Origin of the sequence: uncultured Azohydromonas sp. (assembly GCF_937926365.1) — a bacterium.
Lineage (GTDB): Bacteria > Pseudomonadota > Gammaproteobacteria > Burkholderiales > Burkholderiaceae_C > Azohydromonas.
Genome location: NZ_CALAOH010000081.1, coordinates 1 through 18273 on the forward strand (window position 1 = coordinate 1; position 18273 = coordinate 18273).

The 18273-nt window shown below is 71.8% G+C and carries 10 protein-coding genes; 6 read left to right on the forward strand and 4 right to left on the reverse strand.

Annotation, left to right across the window (positions count from 1 at the left end):
• The 4 genes from Q0741_RS08015 to Q0741_RS08030 form a co-directional block, all read right to left on the reverse strand.
• A partial coding sequence (locus Q0741_RS08015; protein ID WP_367184082.1) for an LEPR-XLL domain-containing protein occupies positions 1-5166 on the reverse strand: 5166 nt, incomplete at its 3' end.
• A 232-nt stretch (positions 5167-5398) separates the two neighbouring features.
• Complete coding sequence (locus tag Q0741_RS08020; protein ID WP_298232674.1) at positions 5399-6076, reverse strand: hypothetical protein; 678 nt, start codon at positions 6074-6076, stop codon at positions 5399-5401.
• Complete coding sequence (locus Q0741_RS08025; protein WP_298232675.1) at positions 6073-7947, reverse strand: tetratricopeptide repeat protein; 1875 nt, start codon at positions 7945-7947, stop codon at positions 6073-6075. Before Q0741_RS08025 ends, Q0741_RS08020 begins: the two co-directional genes overlap by 4 nt.
• Positions 7944-9026, reverse strand: a complete 1083-nt coding sequence (locus tag Q0741_RS08030; RefSeq protein ID WP_298232682.1) for a DegT/DnrJ/EryC1/StrS aminotransferase family protein — start codon at positions 9024-9026, stop codon at positions 7944-7946. The genes Q0741_RS08025 and Q0741_RS08030 overlap by 4 nt, the downstream gene beginning before the upstream one ends.
• 314 nt (positions 9027-9340) lie before the next feature.
• On the opposite strand from Q0741_RS08030, the gene Q0741_RS08035 reads away from it, so the two are divergent.
• From Q0741_RS08035 to Q0741_RS08060, 6 genes are all read left to right on the forward strand, one after another.
• Positions 9341-10072 carry a SapC family protein gene (locus tag Q0741_RS08035; RefSeq protein WP_298232676.1) on the forward strand — a complete coding sequence of 244 codons (732 nt, stop codon included), beginning with the start codon at positions 9341-9343 and terminating at the stop codon, positions 10070-10072.
• Positions 10073-10169: 97 nt separating this feature from the next.
• Positions 10170-11702 carry a TolC family protein gene (locus Q0741_RS08040; RefSeq protein WP_298232677.1) on the forward strand — a complete coding sequence of 511 codons (1533 nt, stop codon included), beginning with the start codon at positions 10170-10172 and terminating at the stop codon, positions 11700-11702.
• A gap of 1 nt (position 11703) precedes the next feature.
• The gene (locus Q0741_RS08045) at positions 11704-12549 is read left to right on the forward strand and encodes an efflux RND transporter periplasmic adaptor subunit (RefSeq protein ID WP_298232678.1); all 846 of its coding nucleotides are present in this window, start codon (positions 11704-11706) and stop codon (positions 12547-12549) included.
• Complete coding sequence (locus tag Q0741_RS08050; RefSeq protein WP_298232679.1) at positions 12546-14414, forward strand: efflux RND transporter periplasmic adaptor subunit; 1869 nt, start codon at positions 12546-12548, stop codon at positions 14412-14414. The genes Q0741_RS08045 and Q0741_RS08050 overlap by 4 nt, the downstream gene beginning before the upstream one ends.
• Positions 14415-14442: 28 nt before the next feature.
• On the forward strand, positions 14443-16596 hold the full coding sequence (locus tag Q0741_RS08055) for a hypothetical protein (protein ID WP_298232680.1): 2154 nt from the start codon (positions 14443-14445) through the stop codon (positions 16594-16596).
• The coding region (locus Q0741_RS08060; protein WP_298232681.1) for a hypothetical protein at positions 16593-18273 on the forward strand (1681 nt) is incomplete at its 3' end. The genes Q0741_RS08055 and Q0741_RS08060, both read left to right, overlap by 4 nt.

An 18273-nucleotide genomic window follows, 5' to 3' on the forward strand; every position in this document is an offset into this window, starting at 1 on the left:
GGCGAACGTGTAGCTCGTGCTGCCCACCGACAGCACCGTGTTGGCCGTCATGCCGGCCGCGCCGGCGTACTGCACCATCGTCGAGGCCGCACCGAGGCTGGCGAAACCGCCGATGCTGGCCGTCAGCGTCCCGCCCGTCAGCTCGAACACCGTCGCCGTACCCGCACGCAGGCCAAAGTTCGCATTGCTCAGGCTCAGCGACGCGGCAGACCCGGCGCTCAGCTGCGCCGAGACGTTGGAGCCCACCGCCACCAGCGTGTTGCCGGACTTGGCGAAGCCCACGTCGCCCGACAGCGTCACGAAGTCGCTCACGTTGGCCGACAGGCCCTTGAGCTGGAACGCCACCGTATTGGCCGCAATCGCCTTGGCAAACGTGTAGCTCGTGCTGCCCACCGACAGCGCGGTGTTGGCCGTCACGCCGGCCGCGCCGGCGTACTGCACCATCGTCGAGGCCGCACTGAGGCTGGCAAAGCCGCCGATGTTGGCCGTCAGCGTCCCGCCCGACAGCTCAAAGACCGTGGCCGTACCGGCACGCAGGCCGAAGTTCGCGTTGCTCAGGCTCAGCGATGCGGCCGAACCCGCGCTCAGCTGCGCCGAGACCTTGCTACCCACCGCCACCAGCTCGCCGCCGGACTTGGCAAAGCCCACGTCGCCGCTGAGCGTCACGAAGTCGCTCACGCTGGCCGACAGGCCCTTGAGCTGGAACGCCACCGTGTTGGCCGCAATCGCCTTGGCGAACGTGTAGCTCGTGCTGCCCACCGACAGCGCGGTGTTGGCCGTCACGCCGGCCGCGCCGGCGTACTGCACCATCGTCGAGGCCGCACTGAGGCTGGCAAAGCCGCCGATATTGGCCGTCAGCGTCCCGCCCGACAGCTCGAACACCGTGGCCGTACCGGCACGCAGGCCGAAGTTCGCGTTGCTCAGGCTCAGCGATGCGGCCGAGCCCGCGCTCAGCTGCGCCGAGACGTTGGAGCCCACCGCCACCAGCGTGTTGCCGGACTTGGCGAAGCCCACGTCGCCCGACAGCGTCACGAAGTCGCTCACGTTGGCCGACAGGCCCTTGAGCTGGAACGCCACCGTGTTGGCCGCAATCGCCTTGGCAAACGTGTAGCTCGTGCTGCCCACCGACAGCGTGGTGTTGGCCGCCACGCTGGCGCCCACGCCGGCGTACTGCACCATCGTCGAGGCCGCATTGAGGCTGGCAAAGCCGCCGATGTTGGCCGTCAGCGTCCCGCCCGACAGCTCGAACACCGTGGCCGTACCGGCACGCAGGCCGAAGTTCGCGTTGCTCAGGCTCAGCGACGCGGCCGAGCCCGCGCTCAGCTGCGCCGAGACGTTGGAGCCCACCGCCACCAGCGTGTTGCCGGACTTGGCGAAGCCCACGTCGCCCGACAGCGTCACGAAGTCGCTCACGCTGGCCGACAGGCCCTTGAGCTGGAACGCCACCGTGTTGGCCGCGATCGCCTTGGCAAACGTGTAGCTCGTGCTGCCCACCGACAGCGCGGTGTTGGCCGTCACGCCGGCCGCGCCGGCGTACTGCACCATCGTCGAGGCCGCACTGAGGCTGGCAAAGCCGCCGATATTGGCCGTCAGCGTCCCGCCCGACAGCTCAAAGACCGTGGCCGTGCCCGCGCGCAAACCGAAATTCGCGTTGCTCAGACTCAGCGATGCGGCCGAACCCGCGCTCAGCTGCGCCGAGACCTTGCTACCCACCGCCACCAGCTCGCCGCCGGACTTGGCAAAGCCCACGTCGCCGCTGAGCGTCACGAAGTCGCTCACGCTGGCCGACAGGCCCTTGAGCTGGAACGCCACCGTGTTGGCCGCGATCGCCTTGGCGAACGTGTAGCTCGTGCTGCCCACGCCTAGCGTGGTGCCCGCGCTCACGCTGGCGCCCGCGCCGGCGTACTGCACCATCGTCGAGGCCGCACTGAGGCTGGCGAAACCGCCGATGCTGGCCGTCAGCGTCCCGCCCGTCAGCTCGAACACCGTCGCCGTACCCGCACGCAGGCCAAAGTTCGCATTGCTCAGGCTCAGCGACGCGGCAGACCCGGCGCTCAGCTGCGCCGAGACGTTGGAGCCCACCGCCACCAGCGTGTTGCCGGACTTGGCGAAGCCCACGTCGCCCGACAGCGTCACGAAGTCGCTCACGCTGGCCGACAGGCCCTTGAGCTGGAACGCCACCGTGCCGGCCGCGATCGCGTTGGCGAAGGTGTAGCTGGTCGTTCCGACCTGCAGTTGCTCGCCCTCACTCACGCCGCCGCCAACGCTGGCGTACCGCACTTGCACCGCATCCGCACTCAGGCTGGCAAAGCCACCGATGGACGCCTCCAGCGTGCCCCCGCCCAGTTCGAAGGTCGCAACGCCCGACGCGTCCGTGCGCAGGCCGAAATCGGCACTCTTGAGCTTCAGCGAAGCCGCAGAACCTGCACTGAGCTGCGCCGTCACGCCAGCGCCCACGGCGATGAGCTGTTGCCCCGCCCCTTGTCCCTGGACACTGAAATCGATGCGGCCCGACAGCTGCACGAAGTCCGTGACGGCGATCGTCAGATCACCACCGGCACGCACTAGCGCGCCCTGCGCGCCATCCAGGCTCAGTGCCAGGGCCTGGTTCACACCCGTGCCCACGGACAGGGTCGTGCGGCCCGCGGCGTAGTCCACCACCGCGTCGCCGGCCTTGCCCGCACGGTTGACGGCCACCGACAGGTTCGTGCCCGTGGCGGTGAGGGCGTCAACGCCTTGCAGCGATGCGCTGGAGGCGCTGGCTTGCAAAGTGGTCCAGGTACGGTTGGCGTCCTGGCGCGAAGCCATCAGCGCCAAGCCGAATTCCACGCCCGCCAGCGACAGGGCCGGGCCGCCCTCAATGCCCGCCGTGGCCGACAGGCCACGCCCGCCCAGCGTCAGCAGGTCCACCAGCACGCCAGCGACCGATTCGTCCTCCGGCGTGCCGGCCACGTCATGGGCCAAACGCACCGTGGCGCTGCTGCGGTGGAAGGCGAAATCGCCCCGCGCGCTGAAGAAGCCGGCCGTGCGCAGCAGCGCATCCGACAGCGCCACTTCCTGCAGCCCGGCCGACAGGTCGGCACCGAACATGTAGGACGCACCGGCCACGTCGATGCGGCGCCCGCCCGCGTCGGAGCCGGTGGTGTTCCAGCGCACGCTGGCCTGGCCGGCCGAGACCGACACGTCCTCACCCAGGTTCGCCGACAGCGCGCCCCGGGCCTCCAGCACCAGGCCGTTGGCACCGTCGAGCACCAGGCCCAGGCTGGCGTCCTGCACGCCCGCGCCCAGCGAGCCGGCCAGCAGCGAGACGCCGGCCGACGAGGAGCTCATCTCCAGCGCCCCGCTTGCGGCGTCGCGCTCGAAGGCGAAATTGCCGCTGAGGCCCAGCGAGCCGCCGATCAGTGCCTTGAGTCCGGTGACGTTGACCACCGGGGCGCTGCCGATGCCAAGCTGGCCGAAGCGATACTGGAAGCCGCCGAAGGACAGCAGCCGCTCGCTCTGGTCGGCGCCGGTGGTGTTGAGCTTGAGCAGCGCCGCCTGCGCGCTGACCGAGGCGAAGTCGCCGCCATCGAGCGCGAGCCCACCGGAGGCCTCCAGCGCAAGCGTGCCGTCGGCCAGCAGCACCAGGCCGAAGCTGGCGCGTTCCAGCCCCACCTCCACGCCGCCGGCGCCGAAATGCACGCTGACGTCGCTGCCGGCCAGCACCAGGCTGGATGCCGAGGCGGCCACGCCCAGCGTGCCCTCCAGGGTCACGGCACCGGCCACGAGGGTCACGTCGCCGCTGGCGCTGGCGTGCTCGCCGAGCCGGCCGTCGGCGTTGAAGACGTAGGTGGTGCCGGCCACCGTCACGCTCTGGGCATAGGCCGAGAGGTCGATGATGGCGTCGTTGGGGGCGCCCCCGGCCAGGCTGCCGGTGCCCAGCGCGAAGTCCAGCGTCAGCGTCTGCGCGCTCAGGCTCAGCTGGCTCGTTCCGAACAGATTGATGCCGCCGGCCAGGCCGGTGCCCAGCACGTAGCCCAGGTCGCTGCCCAGCGTGTTGTCGTCGAGCAGCAGCAGGCCGAAGTCCACGTCGGCGAAGGACAGGCCCGGCTTGCCCAGGTCCAGGCTGTCCAGGCCCAGGTAGCCGGTGCCGTCGGCCAGGCCGACTTGCCACATCGCGTAGTCGTGGCCGCCGATGGCGACATCGGCGTTGTAGGCCGTCGAGAACGTGCCCGTGAGCTTCAGCCCGCTGCCGAGGTCCAGCGAACCCGTGAACGCGAAGCTGCTGTTGTTCTTGAAGTAGTCGAAGTTGAGCCACAGGCCCATGCGGTCAGCCAGGCTGTCGGCCTGCGCACCCGCGCCGTCGTGCAGCACGTCAACGATGAAGGCCGTCGAGACGTCGAGCTGGTGCGCCACCAACTGCAGCGCGTGGTCGGTCGTGCGGACCTCGAAGTACAGCCCGTTGCCCGCGTCCAGCAGCCCGGTGGCGTTGGCGAAGCTGCCTTGCAGCGCGCCGAAGGTCAGCACGTCGAAGACCTGGCCGTCCGTGGGCTTGAAGCCGTCGAGCAGCTTGACGGCGAGCGTGCCGTCCAGCGTCGCGGTGTTCTGGACCTGGATCTGGTCGTAGCCGCTGCCCGGCGCGGAGCCACCGATCTCGATCTGCAGCGTCGCGTTCCCGGTCTGAACCAGAGACTGGAAGCTCTGCACGCCCGGCGAGTAGCCCGGGCTCACCAGCCCGGTGTTGAGCAGCGACACGTTCATCGTGCCACTGCCCTTGAGCTCCTCGTTGGCCGCGACCGTGAGCTCGCTCTCCATGAAGCCCGTGCGCTGCGCGAGCTGCCCGAGGTCGAAGACCGTGGCGTCCACCGAGAAGGTTTGCGCCAGCGAGGCCTTGCGCAGCGCAGCCTGCTCGGAGCGGATCTGCTGGAACAGCTCCGGGCTCACCAGGTTGCCGAAGTCCGCCAGCTGCGCCGCCCCGGACACGTCCGCGGCTTGCGCCGCGTCCGGGAAGTCGTAGGCCTGGACCAGCGCCTGGTCATGCCGCTCGTCGGGCACGAGCACCGTCTGGGCGGCTCCCAGCACCGGATCGGCCGACAGCAGCACCCGGGGTTCCAGGGCTTCCATTCGGAACGCATCGCGGATACGGCGGGCCAGACGACGGACAGGCTTCTTCAACAATGCGCTCACAGGACTTCTTTCGTTGCGGAGTCAGTGGCGCCCAGGACCAGGCGCACCACTCCATCAGCGTAGGGGCCCGCAATTGTTTCAAATCAAAGGCGCAAAATTGAAATCCTGGCGTCAACTAATGCACGGTCTGGGACACAGCATTGTTAGATTCCTAAGCGGTCTGACCACGGCTTGAGACAAAACGGCCGTGGCCGCGCTGGCGGCCACGGCGCACGCCCGTCCGGATGGGTTTTCAGGCTGTCGGGCGCGTCGTGAAACGGCCCGGATTGCCGATCACGAGCATGTCGTCGGGCACGTCGCGCAGGCACGCGGCGCCGGGCGCGAGCATCACGTTGCGGCCCAGGCGCAGCCGCGGCGAGATCACGCTGTTGGCGCCGATGAAGCCGCCGCAGCCGATGCGCACGTAGCCGCCGATCCAGGCCCCCGGCAACACGACGGTGTTTTCACCGATCTCGCAGTCGTGGCCGATGACGGCGTTGTGCATCACCAGCGTGTCGCGCTGCAGGCGCGCGCAGGCGCCGATCACCGCGTGATGGCCCACGAGGCAGCCGGGCGCCAGCGATGCCAGCGGCGAGACGACCGCGCGCGCCGAGACGATGGGCGAGGCCGGCAGCAGTCCGGCCGCCGCGGCGGCCGCATGCGCCGCCGGGCGTTGGGCGGTGTCCAGGAAGCCCAGCGCATAGTGCGTGGCCACGGCGCGCACGGCCGCCCAATCGCGCAACACCGGCAGCCCGGGCAGGCCCGGGCTCTCGAAGCGGGGATCGACGTACACGCCGCAGAAGGCATCGACGCCTGCCACCTCCACGACGTCGCGTGCCAGCGCGCCGGCACCGATGAGCACGATGCGCTCGTCCACGGCCGCCACCGGCGGGCTGGCGAGCGCGCGAATGTTCCAGGCAGCCGATGTCATGGCGTTCGGTCGGGTTCGTGGGCCTCGCAGCGGGTGGCATCGGCGCTGACGGTCATGGCCGCCGCCGGCAGGCCGTCGCGCCAGCGCTGCCACGCGCAGGCCACCGCCCGTTCGAAGCCCCGGATGACGAGGTGCTCCCGCAGCAACGGCAGTGCCCGCATGCGCTGCCGCAGCGTGGCGCGAATCGAGGCCAGTTCCTCCCGTGCGGCGGCCCATGCCACGGCCCGCTCCACGAACCGCGGCTCATCCTCGGCAATGAAGTCGCCCAGGCCCAGGTGATGAAGGATGGCGGCGCTCTGCCGCGCGGGCATGGCCTCGCCGGCCACCGTGAGCACGGGCACGCCCATCCACAGAGCGTGGGCCGAAGTGGTGCCCCCGGAGAACTCGCAGGCATCGAGCATCAGGTCGATCTCGCCGTGCAGCGCCAGGTATTCAGCCAGCGGTCGCCGTGGTTGCAGACGCAGCCGCTCGGCCCCGATGCCGTGGGCCTTGAAGCGCGCCTGGAGCCGCGCCTGCATCTCGGCATCGTCGCAGGGCCCAAGCAGCAGCACGGCACCGGGCACGGCCTGCAGCACGGCGGCCCAGCGCGCCAGTGAGCGTTCGGTGAGCTTGGCTGGCCGATGGAAACTGCCAAAAGTGATATGGCCCTTGGCCAGCGCGGGCAGCGGGCCCACCTCGGGTCCCGAGGCCGGCGGCTGGAAGCAGACGGCGGCCGGCAGGCGCACCAGCTTCTCCACGAAATGCCCATCGACCGCGCCTGGCGGCGCCATGAAGGCGTCCGTGAACAGGTAGTCGATGGCCGGCAGGCCGGTGCTGCAGGGGTAGCCGATCCAACTGGCCTGCACCGGCGCGGGCTTGCGGGCGAATGCCGGCAGCCGGTTGCCCGCCGTGTGGCCGGACAGATCCACCAGCACGTCGATGCCATCGGCGCGGATGCGCGCCGCCAGCGCCTCGTCGCTGAGGGCATGCACCTCGCACCAGGCATCGCAGAGGGCGCGCAGGGCCGAGGTCGTCGCGTCCCGCACCGGGCTGTTGGCATACACCCAGACTTCGAAGCGGGAGCGGTCGATGGCCTGCCACACCGGCCTGATGAAGAAAGCCACGGCGTGGTTGCGAAGGTCCGCCGACACGAAGCCGATGCGCAGGCGACGCCGGGACGGCCGCGCCGGGTCGGGACGCACTTCGGGCAGGCGCGGCACGCCGGCCAGTGCCGTGCCGTAGCTGCGGTGGCGCCGGTAGAGCTCGGCCGGTGGCAGGTCGGCCTGGTGGCTGCTGGCATACAGCCAGTTGCTGCGCAGCCGGTGGTCGTGCGGTGCGCTGTCCAGGGCGCGCTCGTATTCCCGCAGCGCCAGGCCCTCCGGGTCGCCCAGATTGCGCAACGCGCTGGCAAGGTTGCTGCGCACGCCCGGCAGCGCAGGCTCCAGCGCGAGCGCGCGGCGGTAGCAGGCGACGGCTTCGCCGAGCCGCCCCAGCCGGGCCAGCGCTACACCATGGTTGGCGTGGTGGGAAGCCACGTCCGGACTGCGCGCCACGAGCTCCTGCCAGATCGCGGCGGCACGCTCATGCTCGCGCGTGGCCAGCAACGCCGCGCCCAGGTCCGCCAGCACGGCGTCGCTCGGCGCATGGCGCGCCGCCTGGGCGAAGCGCTGCACCGCCAGCCCATGGCGTCCGGCCGCGCAATCGATGAGGCCCAGCTCATGCCACGCGTCCCCCAGCGCCGGTTGTCGGCTCAGCAATTGTTGACACAACACCTGGGCCCGCTGCAGCTGCCCCTGGCTGCGCCACTGCCGCACCTGCGCCAGGCACGCTCCTGCCAACGGGCCGGGCACGGCATCGCCCGCCCGGGAGCCGGGCCTCGCGGGGGTGATCACGACGCCACCTCCGCCCGGACGGCAGGCGTGCCGTGGGGGTGCGCGATGAGCTCGATCACGAAGTCCTGCTGCGCCCGCGTCAAGGCCGGATGAATGGGCAGGCAGATCACCTCGGCCGCGCGACGGCGCGCCGCCACCAGGCCATCCTGGCGCACCGACCCGCACCGGTAGGCCGGCAGGTCACAGACCAGGGGGTGGAAGTAGCGCCGCGCATCCACGCCGTGATCCTGCAACCGCTGGTACAGCGCGTCGCGGCCCAACGGGTAGCCCGTGCCGACGAAGATCGGGAAGTAGGCATGGTTGAGCTCCACGCCGGCGGGCAGGGCCAGGCATTCGATCCCCGGGATACCGCTCAGAGCCTGACGGTAGCGGCGGTCGATCTCGCGGCGGCACTCGATCGCCTGCGCCACGCGCTCCAGCTGCAGCAGGCCCAGCGCCGCATTGAATTCACTCATCTTGGCATTGAGGCCGGGCTCCTCGACAGCGACCCGAGGATCGAGGCCATGGTTGCGCAGCCGGGCCAGCCGTTCGCTCACGCGCGCGTCGGCGCACACCACCGCCGCTCCTTCGAAGGTGTTGAATACCTTCGTGGCGTGGAAGCTGGCGACGGACGCATCCCCCTGGGCCAGCACGCTGCGCCCGCCCACGCGCACGCCAAAGCACGGCGCGGCGTCATACACCAGCTTGAGCCCATACTGCCCGGCCAGGCCCGCCAGGCCCTCATGGTTGCAAGGGTTACCATAAGCGTGGACCGGCAGCAGGGCCACCGTGCGCGGACCGATGGCCGCCCGTGCGGCGGCGGGATCGAGGTTGAGCGTGTGCGGGTCGATGTCGGCGAACACCGGCGTGAGCCCGGCCCAGCGCAGTGCGTTGGCAGTCGCTACGAAGGTGTACGGTGTCGTGACCACCTCTCCCCCCTGGAGGCCGAGCGCCTTGAGCACGGCGATCAGGCCCAGGGTGGCATTCGTGAACAAGTTCACATGCCTGGCCTGGAGTTGATCACGCAACGCCTGCTCGAAGCGCTGGTGATACGGGCCGCCGTTGCTCACGACCCCACTCTCCCATATGTCTTTCAACATCGGAACCAGGGCATCGAGGGGAGGCAAGTCGGGGCGGGACAGCGGAATGGACACGTTAAGTCGCAGCCGGTGGGAAATAGCGAGAAATTGGCCGCATTACTTAGTGATCTTAACGTCGGGCTCGCGGCTACAGTGGCCCCGTCGTCAACACAAGGCGGCCCGGTGCGACGGATTTCTCCAACGCGCCCATGGCCGTGTCGGGTTGGCTGCCGAGGCAGCCACGCAATCCCGCGAAGTTGCCACCTCACACCATGGTGGTGCGCCGGACAGGCCGGCCGCCTGTCGTTGACGCTTTCCCATTGCCCGGAGTACCCATGTTCGAAAAAGTCGTCCCCGTCAATCGCGAGCGCCATGCGCAGAAGAAGATCCGCGAGATCAACGGCTTCAGCTTTGCGTCGCAGTTCCATATCGCCTACGTGACGATGCACGAGTTCGCGCGCGCCTCAGCCGTCTATCCCATCGTGTTCCTGGAGGACAAGGCCCAGGACGAGTTCCGCCCGGTCGCGCTGCTGGGCCTGGACGCAGGCGAGAACCTGTTCGTGGGCGAAGGCGGCAAGTGGGAAGCGTCCTACGTGCCGGCCATCATCCGCCGCTACCCCTTCGCGCTGGCCAGCACCGACCAGGAGGGCCAGTTCACGATCTGCATCGACGAGGCCAGCGAGCTCGTCAGCGACACCGAGGGTGCCGCGCTGTTCGACGACAAGGGTGAGCCCACGCAGGTGATCGAGAACGTCAAGCGCTACCTGTCGGAGCTGCAGCAGATGGACGCGCTCACGCGCGAGTTCGCCAAGTTCCTGGCGCAGAACAACATGCTCACGCCGCTGAACATGCGCGTGCGCGAGAACGACCGCGTCAAGAACATTGCCGGTTGCTACGTCATCAACGAGGAGCGGCTCAACAACCTCTCCGACGAGCGCTTCCTGGAGCTGCGTGCCAAGCGCTATCTGCCCGCGATCTACGCGCAGCTGATCTCGCTGGCCCAGATCGAGCGCCTGATGACGCTGAAGGACAAGCGCAACGCCGCTGCCCCGGCCTCGGCCAACTGATTCCCAGGCCGCGGCCTGCCTGCCGCGCCCCCGCGTGACGCACGCGGGGGCACGGCATTTTTTTGTGCTCGCCGTGGCAGCCATTGCCCCAGTAGTCATGATTTTTCCGCGTTTGCTGCGACTCGGGCGGGCCGCCGTGCTCGCCGCGCTGCCCTGCCTGGTCAGCGCGCAGGTCCCGGGTGCGGCAGCAACTTCCCAGCCGCCCGAGCTCGATCCCAGCCGGCTGCTGCAGCTGGCGCTCGTGCACAACGCCGACGTGAGCTACTCGCGGCTGCAGTCGCGCATCGCCGATGAGGGCTTCCAGGCCGAGACGGGGCTGTACCGGCCGTCGCTGTACGCCAACGCCCGCATCGAAGGCCGGCACCTGCAGCGCACCGTCGAGCAGCAGCTCGCGGCGCTGTTCGGCCAGGTCACGACGCTGGACGAGCGCGTGCGCGCGGCGGAGACCGGCGTGCGCATGCGCGCACCCACCGGCGCGGAGCTGTCGCTGGGGCTGCGCGCCAACCAGAAGATCAACAACGTGATCGCCGCGGCACCGCTGGCCCGCAGCGATCGCGAGAGCACCGCCGCGCTGGTGCTCACCATCCGCCAGCCGCTGTGGCGCGGCGCCGGGCGCGACGTGGTCGAGACTGACCTGCGCGTGGCCGACGCCGAGCGCCAGATCGCTGCCTGGCAGTACCGCCAGCAGCTCCATCGCATCGGCGCCGAGGCGCTCACCGCGTTCTGGCAGCTGCAGCGCGCCTACGCGGCACAGGCCATCCGCGGCCAGTCGCTGGCCAACGCCCGCGAGCTGCTGGCCGACGTGCAGGCCCGCGTCGACGGCGGCCGCCTGGCGCCCGGCGCACAGGCCGAGGCTCAGGCCACCGTCGCCAGCCGCGAGGCCGACCTCGCGCGCGGGGCGCAGGCCGTGGCCGAAGGCGAGGCGCGGCTGCGCACGCTGCTGGACCTGCCGCCCGAGGACAAGGGCTGGCGCCTGGTCGTGCCGCCGCAGGACGCCGTGGCGTCCGCCGTGCCGGAGATGCCGCTGGACGCCGCGCTGCAGAGCTGGCCGGCGTGGCGCGTGGCCCAGCTGCGCCGCGACCAGGCCCAGCTGCGGCTGCGCTTTGCCAACGACCGCCGCAAGCCGGGCGTGGACCTGCAGATGAGCTACAGCACCAACGGCCTGGCCTACGGGCCGCGCGAATCCACGCGCGACGCCGTGCGCGGCGGACATCCCGACTGGTATGTCGGCGTGGCGGTGGACATGCCCTTCGGCCACGACCCGCGCGCCGAGGCCCAGTACCGGGCCCAGGCGCTCAAGATCGAGCAGGCCGAGCTCGAAGGCTCGTCCGTGCGCCAGGCACTGTCCAACGACCTGCACAGCCGCAGCGCGCAGTTCGCCGCCGCGCAGCAGGAGCTGGCACAGGCGGGCGCCGAAGTGCAGGCCCGCGAGGACACGCTGGAAGCCGAGCGCCAGCAGTTCGCCGTGGGCATCGCACCGCTCAACCGCCTGCTGCGCCGCGAGATGGAGGCGCTGGAGGCGCGGCTGCGCCACGCCGATGCGCAGGCACGGCTGGCACTGGCGCGCGTGGCGCTGCAGATGGCGCAGGGCACGCTGCTGAGCACACACGATGTGCGCCTGGAGGATTGATATGCAACATCCGATGCGAGCCGGGGCCTGGGCGCGCCTGGCCGCCGGCCTGGGCCTGGCCTGGATGGCGGCCACGTCGCAGCAGGCGCTGGCTGCCGAGTACGTCGGCATCGTCTACCCGCGCCACGACCTCACGCTCAGCGTGCCGGTGCCGGGCATCGTCTCGCGCGTGCTGGTCGAGCCGGGCAAGCGGGTGGAGGCGCGCCAGGCGCTGCTGGCGCTGGACGACCGCATCCAGGCCACCGAGGAGCAGCGCCGCAAGGTGATGCTGGAAGACCAGTCCGAGATGCACGCCACGCAGGAGCGGCTGCGCATCGTCGAGCCGCTGAACGAGGACATGCGCAAGCTGCAGGGCACGCGTGGCGCCGTCAGCCGCGAGGAGGCCGCGCGGGTGGAGCTGGACGTGGTGACGGCCCGCTCGCGCCTGACGCAACTGCAGGCGCAGAAGAAGCGCGAGCGCATCGAGCTCCACGGGGCCGAGCAGGAGCGCCAGTTGCGGCAACTGCTGGCGCCCGTGGGCGGCATCGTGACGCGGGTTGACATCGAGATCGGCGAGTGGGCCAAGCCGGGGGACGCGGTGGTGCAGCTCGTGGACGCGTCGGTGTGCCAGCTGCGCGCCAACGTGCCCGCCGCCGTGGCGCGTGGCCTGCGCACGGGCACGACGCTGCCCGTGCGCTTCGAGCCCGCGCTCGGCCTGCCGGAGGTCAAGGGCGAGCTGGTCTTCGTATCGCCCGCCGTGGACCCGGCCAGCGGCCTGGTCGAGTTGCGCGTGCGCTTCGCCAACGCCGACGCCCGGGTGCCCGCGGGTGTCAAGGGTTACCTGCAACTGCCCGGAGCCGCCCGGTGAGCACGGAAGCGGCGGCCGCCGCGGCGCCCAGCGCGCGCGAGGTCATCGGTTCGTTCCAGGCGCTGCGCGCGCTCACGCCGGGCAGCGAGGGCTACTGGACACGCTTCGCCGACAGCCTGCAGCGCCTGTGCCGGGCCCAGGCGGCGTGGTTGCTGCAGCAACGGGACGCGTCCTGGACCGTGCTGGGCCGCTCGGCCGGCGCCCAGGGCGCGGACCAGGCGCAGGAGGCCGCCTGGCAGGACGAGCTCGACGCCTTGACGGCCCGCGCCCAGGCGCAGGGCCATGCCGCCTGCCCCAGGCGGCTGCCCGACGGCCGCAACGCCTGGTGGGCCTGCGTGCGGCTGCCACGGCTGCCCGGCGGCTGGGCGCTGCTGCAGCTGGACGAACGCGAGCGCGGGCAGCTCAACGAGCTGCTGCTGCGGGCCCAGCTGGTGGCCGACCTGCCCTCGGCACCCGCCCCGGCGGCGGCCGTGCCGTCGGATACGGCGCCGGCCCGCCCCGGCGCCGATCTGGCCGGGGTGCTGGATCTGAGCGCGCAGGTGATGCAGTGCGAGCGCTTCGGCAGTGCCACGCTGACCCTGGTCAACGCCCTGAGCGCCCACTGCGGCGCCTCGCAGGTGGTGCTGGGCTGGCGCACCGCCACCGGCATCGAAGCCGTGGCGATCAGCCACCTGGAGCGTTTCGACCGGCGCAGCCACCAGGTGGTGCTGACCGAGGACGCGCTGGACGAGGCGCTGGACCACGACACGCCCATCAGCCTGGCCCGCGGCGCGCCCGCCGGCGCGCTGGCCGCGCACGCGCTGCTGCAGCAGGCCCTGGACGATGTGCACTTGCTGTCGCTGCCGCTGTGCAAGGGCGAGGGCGAAGGCCCGGCCCAGGCGGTGCTGCTGCTGGGCTTCAGCGGCGAGGCGCCGGGCGCCGGCCTGGCGCGGGCGCTGCAGCCCGCGCTGGAGCTGATGCTGCCGTGGCTGGAAGTGCTGCACGCGCGCGAGCGGGCCTGGCCGCTGCGCCTGCGCGACGCCGCGCTGGCGCAGCTGCGCAGCTGGCTTGGCCCTGAGCACGCCGTGCTCAAGGCGCTGGCCGTGGCACTGGGGCTGTTCGTGCTGTACGCGCTGCTCGCGAGCTGGGACTACCGCATCCACGCCAGCGGCCAGATGGCCACCGACAGCACGCGCATCCTCAGCGCGCAGTTCGACGGCCGCATCGAGGAGGCGCGGGCCAGCGCCGGAGAGGCCGTGCGCGCCGGACAGGTGCTCGCCACGCTGGACACGCGCGACCTGCGCCAGCAGGAAATCGATGCGCGCGCCGAGCTCAACCGCTACACCGCCGAGGCCGACAAGGCGCGCGCGGCGGGCGCGCTGGCGGAGCTGGAGATCGCCTCCGCCCGCGCGGCGCAGGCGCAGGCGCGCCTGGCGCGCGTGGGCGAAATGCTGGCGCAGGCGGTGCAGCTGGCGCCCTTCGACGGCGTGGTGGTCGAGGGCGAGCGCAAGGAGCTGCAGGGCGCGCCGGTGCGCAAGGGCGACAAGCTCTACCGCGTGGCGCGCATCGAGGGGCTGTACGCGGTGGTGCAGGTGTCCGAGCGCGACGCGGCACAGGTCCATCCCGGGGCCACAGGCGAGCTGGTGCTGGTGGGCCGCACCGACCAGGCCATCCCGCTGAAGGTGACGGCCGTGGTGCCGGTGGCCCAGACCAAGGGACAGGAGGGCAACCACTTCCAGGTGCGCGCGGAACTGGCGACGGCCCCCGAGGCGTGGTGGCGCCCCGGCATGAGCGGCGCGGTGCGCATCGACGCGGGCGAGCGCAACGTGGCCTGGATCCTGACCCACCGCCTGGTGGACACCGTGCGCCTGGCGCTGTGGTGGTGAGCATGCGGCGGGAGCGGTAGAGACGACGATGGCCGGCGCAACCTTCAGCGATTCCTGGTACCAGGTGGCCGACGCCCGCGTGGCGCTGCTGCCCACGGTCAAGGTGCAGTACCAGCGCTACCGGGGCGAGCCCTGGCTGGTGCTGGAAGACGCCTACTCGCACCGCTTCTTCCGCGTGCGCCCGCAGGCCTGGGCCTTCCTGAAGGCGCTCACGACCGAGCGCACGGTGGACGAGGTCTGGCGCGAGCTCGCGCAGTCCTGTCCCCAGGAGACGCCGGGGCAGGACGAGGTGGTGCGGTTGCTGTCGCAACTGCACCTGTCCAACCTGCTGCAGTTCCACGGCTGGGCGCACCACGAGGCGATCTACGAGCGCGGACGGCGCAACCGCCAGCGCGAAACCCTCGGCAAGTGGATGTCTTTCCTCTTCGTGCGCGTGCCGCTGCTCAACCCTGAGCGGCTGCTCGACCGGCTGCTGCCGCTGGTGCGGCTGCTGACGGGCCCGGGCGCCTGGCTGGTGTGGGCGGGCGTGGTGCTGGCCGGGCTGCTGACGGCGCTGCAGCACCACGAGGCGCTGGCGCAGCATGGCCAGGGCCTGCTGTCGCTGTCCAACCTGCCGTGGCTGTACGCCAGCCTGACGCTGGTGAAGGTGCTGCACGAGCTCAACCACGCCTTCGTCTGCAAGCGCTACGGCGGGCAGGTGCCGACGCTGGGCGTGATGTTCCTGATCTTCACGCCGCTGCCCTACGTGGACGCCTCGGCGAGCTGGGGCATGCGCAGCAAGTGGCAGCGGGCGCACGTGGGAGCCGCCGGCATCCTGGCCGAGTTCTTCCTGGCAGCGCTGGGCGCGCTGGTCTGGGCCCACACCGGCGAGGGGCTGCTCAACAGCCTGGCCTTCAACGTGATGGTGGTGGGCTCGGTATCGAGCCTGCTGTTCAACGGCAACCCGCTGGTGCGCTTCGACGCCTACTACGTGCTGATCGACCTGGTGGAGATGCCCAACCTCTACCAGAAGGCGCAGCAGCAGTGGCTGTACTACGGCAGCCGCTGGGTGCTGGGGCAGCGGACGGCGGCCGAGCCGGCCACGGACCGCAGCGAGCGCGGCTGGTTCACGGTCTACGGCGCGCTGGCCTTCGTCTACCGCATCAGCATCTCGGTCTCGATCGTGATGTTCGTGCTGGACCAGTGGTTCGCGGTCGGGCTGGTGATGGCCGCCACCACCGCCGTGGCGCTGGTGGTGATGCCGCTGCGCAAGCTGCTGGCGCACCTCAGCGGCCCGGCCCTGCAGCGCGGCCGCGGCCGCGCGCTGGCCGCCGTGGCGGCGCTGGGGCTGGCGGGCTACCTCGTCATCGCGGTCGTGCCGCTGCCGCATCGGGTACGGCTGCCGGGCGTGGTGCAGGCCCACCACGGCATGGTGCTCTATACCGAAACGCCGGGCCGCCTGGTCGAGCTGGCAGCGCGACACGGGCAGACGCTGCGCGCGGGCGAGCTGATCGCGCGGCTGTCCAACCCGGACCTGGATCTGGCGATCACGACCACGCGGCTGCAGGTGGCCGAGCACGAGGCCCTGGCACGCCAGGCCCTGCTGCGCGCGCCGGCCGACGTGGCGCCGCTGGAGCGCCGTATCGCCGACCTGCGCCAGCGGCTGGCCGAGCTGGAAGGCCTGGCGCAGCGCCTGGAGTTCCGCGCCGCCCAGGACGGCGAATGGGTCGCGCCCGCGCTGCACGAGCGCGTGGGCGCCTGGATCGAGCGCGGGCAGAACCTGGGCGAGGTCGTGGACCGCTCGCGGCTGCGCTTCTCGGCCGTGCTGTCGCAACCCGAGGCCGCCGAGCTGTTCAGCCTGCGCGACCTGCACGGCGAGCTGCGCCTGGTGACGCAGCCCGGGCAGACGCTGGAAGTGGGACAGCTCACCCTGCTGCCCTACAGGCGCGAGCGCCTGGTGTCGCCCGCGCTGGGCTTCTTCGGCGGCGGCAACGTGCCGGTGCGGGCCGATGACGCCAGCGGCACCACGACCACGGAACCCTTCTTCGAGATGCATGCGGAGTTCGCCGACCAGCGACAGGCTTCCGCGGCGGCCTACCAGGGGCTCTCAGGGGTGCTGCGCCTGGAGCTGCCGTCGCGGCCGCTGCTCGCGCGCGCCACGACCGCGCTGCGGCAACTGCTGCAGACGAGGTACGACCTGTGACACCCGCAGCCGCCCCGTCCGCCGCCGAGCGCTGGTGGACGCCGGCCCGCGCGGATGCACACGGCGCCTGGTGGCACCACCTGCCCTTCTCGCGCCGCCTGGCGGCCAGGCAGGCGCAACGCCACGCCGAGGCGCTGCAAATCTTGTGGTGCAGGGACACGGCCGGATGCAGCGACGACGAACTGAGCTGGCAACTGCAGCAGGCACGCGCCGCGTGCCGCCGCGCGGCCGTGCGCGGCGAGCCCGGTGCGCAGGCGCTGGCCCACGCCGAGGCCCTGCCCTGGCTGGCCCTCGCCTGCGAACGCGCGCTGGGCCAGCGTGCGAGCAACGAGGAACTGGGGCAGGCCTGGGCCCTGGGCCGGCGGCAGGCCCTGGCCGTCGAGAGCGCTGCCGCCAGGCACCGCGCGCTGGCGCTGGCGGCCGTCCTGGCCGGCTGGAGCGGACGGCCCTGCCATGTCGTGGTCACCAGCGACACGGTGGCCCGCCAGGCGGCCGACGCGCTGCGCCCGCTGTACGCGCGCTGCGGCGTGAGCGTGGACTGTGCCGTGGCGGACACGCCGCCCGCGGAGCTGCTGGCGGCCTACCGGGCCGATGTCGTCTACGCCACGGCGCGCCGGCTCATCACCGACCACTGCCGCGACCTGCGGCTGCGCGGTGGCGTCCACGCGCGGCTGCGCTGGGCGTTGCGCCAGCTGGCCGGCGGTGCGTCGCGCCTGCTGACGCGCGGGCTGCACACGGCGCTCATCGACGACCTGGACAGCGTGCTGGCCGACGAGGCGCTGGCGCCGCTGGTGCTGTCGGTGGCCGACGACGGCCTGCAGCTGCCCCTGGCCGCGCGCCTGGCGCGGGACTTCGCCGCCTCGCTCGGCGAGGACGACTGGCGAGCCAGTGCGGACGGCGCCGTGGCGTTCACGGACCCAGGACACGAGCGCCTGGAAGCGTTCGCGGCCTCGCTGCCGCCGCTATGGCGCGCACCGGAGCGGCGGCAGGAACTGGTGGCGCAGGCGCTGTACGTGCGCCGGCATCTGCGGCGCGGCGTCCATTACGTGCTGCGCGAGCAGGGCGTCGAGTTCACGGCGGAGCGCCTGCTGGAGCGGCTGCCGCCGGGCGTGGGCTGGTTCGGCCTGTCCCAGGCCGTCGAGGCCCACGAGGGACGCGAGCCCTCGCCGCCGGCACGCACCGTCGAGCGCACCAGCGTGCAAGGCTTCTTCAACCGCTACCAAGCCCTGGGCGGCGTGGCGCCGTGCCTTGCCGGGCTGCGGCGCGAGCTGTGGCAGACCTACCGGCTGCTGGTGCCCGACACCGCCAGGACGCCGCGTGCCTGGCCGGTGCAGGCCCTGCACGGACGGGATGGGGAACACAGCCGCTCGCTGATCGACCAGGCCCTGCGCGGCGCATTGCAACGCGGACACGCCGTGCTGCTGGTGGCCCGCAGCTCGGCGCAGGCCGAGGCCTGGAGCGCCTGGCAGGCCAACCCTGCCGTGGCGGTGGCCACGTGGCCCGCGGGCATGGCGGCGGCGCTGGCGCGGCTGGCCGGCGCGCCGGGGCACCCGGGCGTGTCGGTGCTGCTGCAGGAGCCGCTGGAGAGCCAGCGTGCGGAACAGGCCCTGGCCTGCCGCGCGGCGGACGCGGCCGGCACGGCCGCGACCCTCGTGCGTGCGGCCTCGCCACAGGACC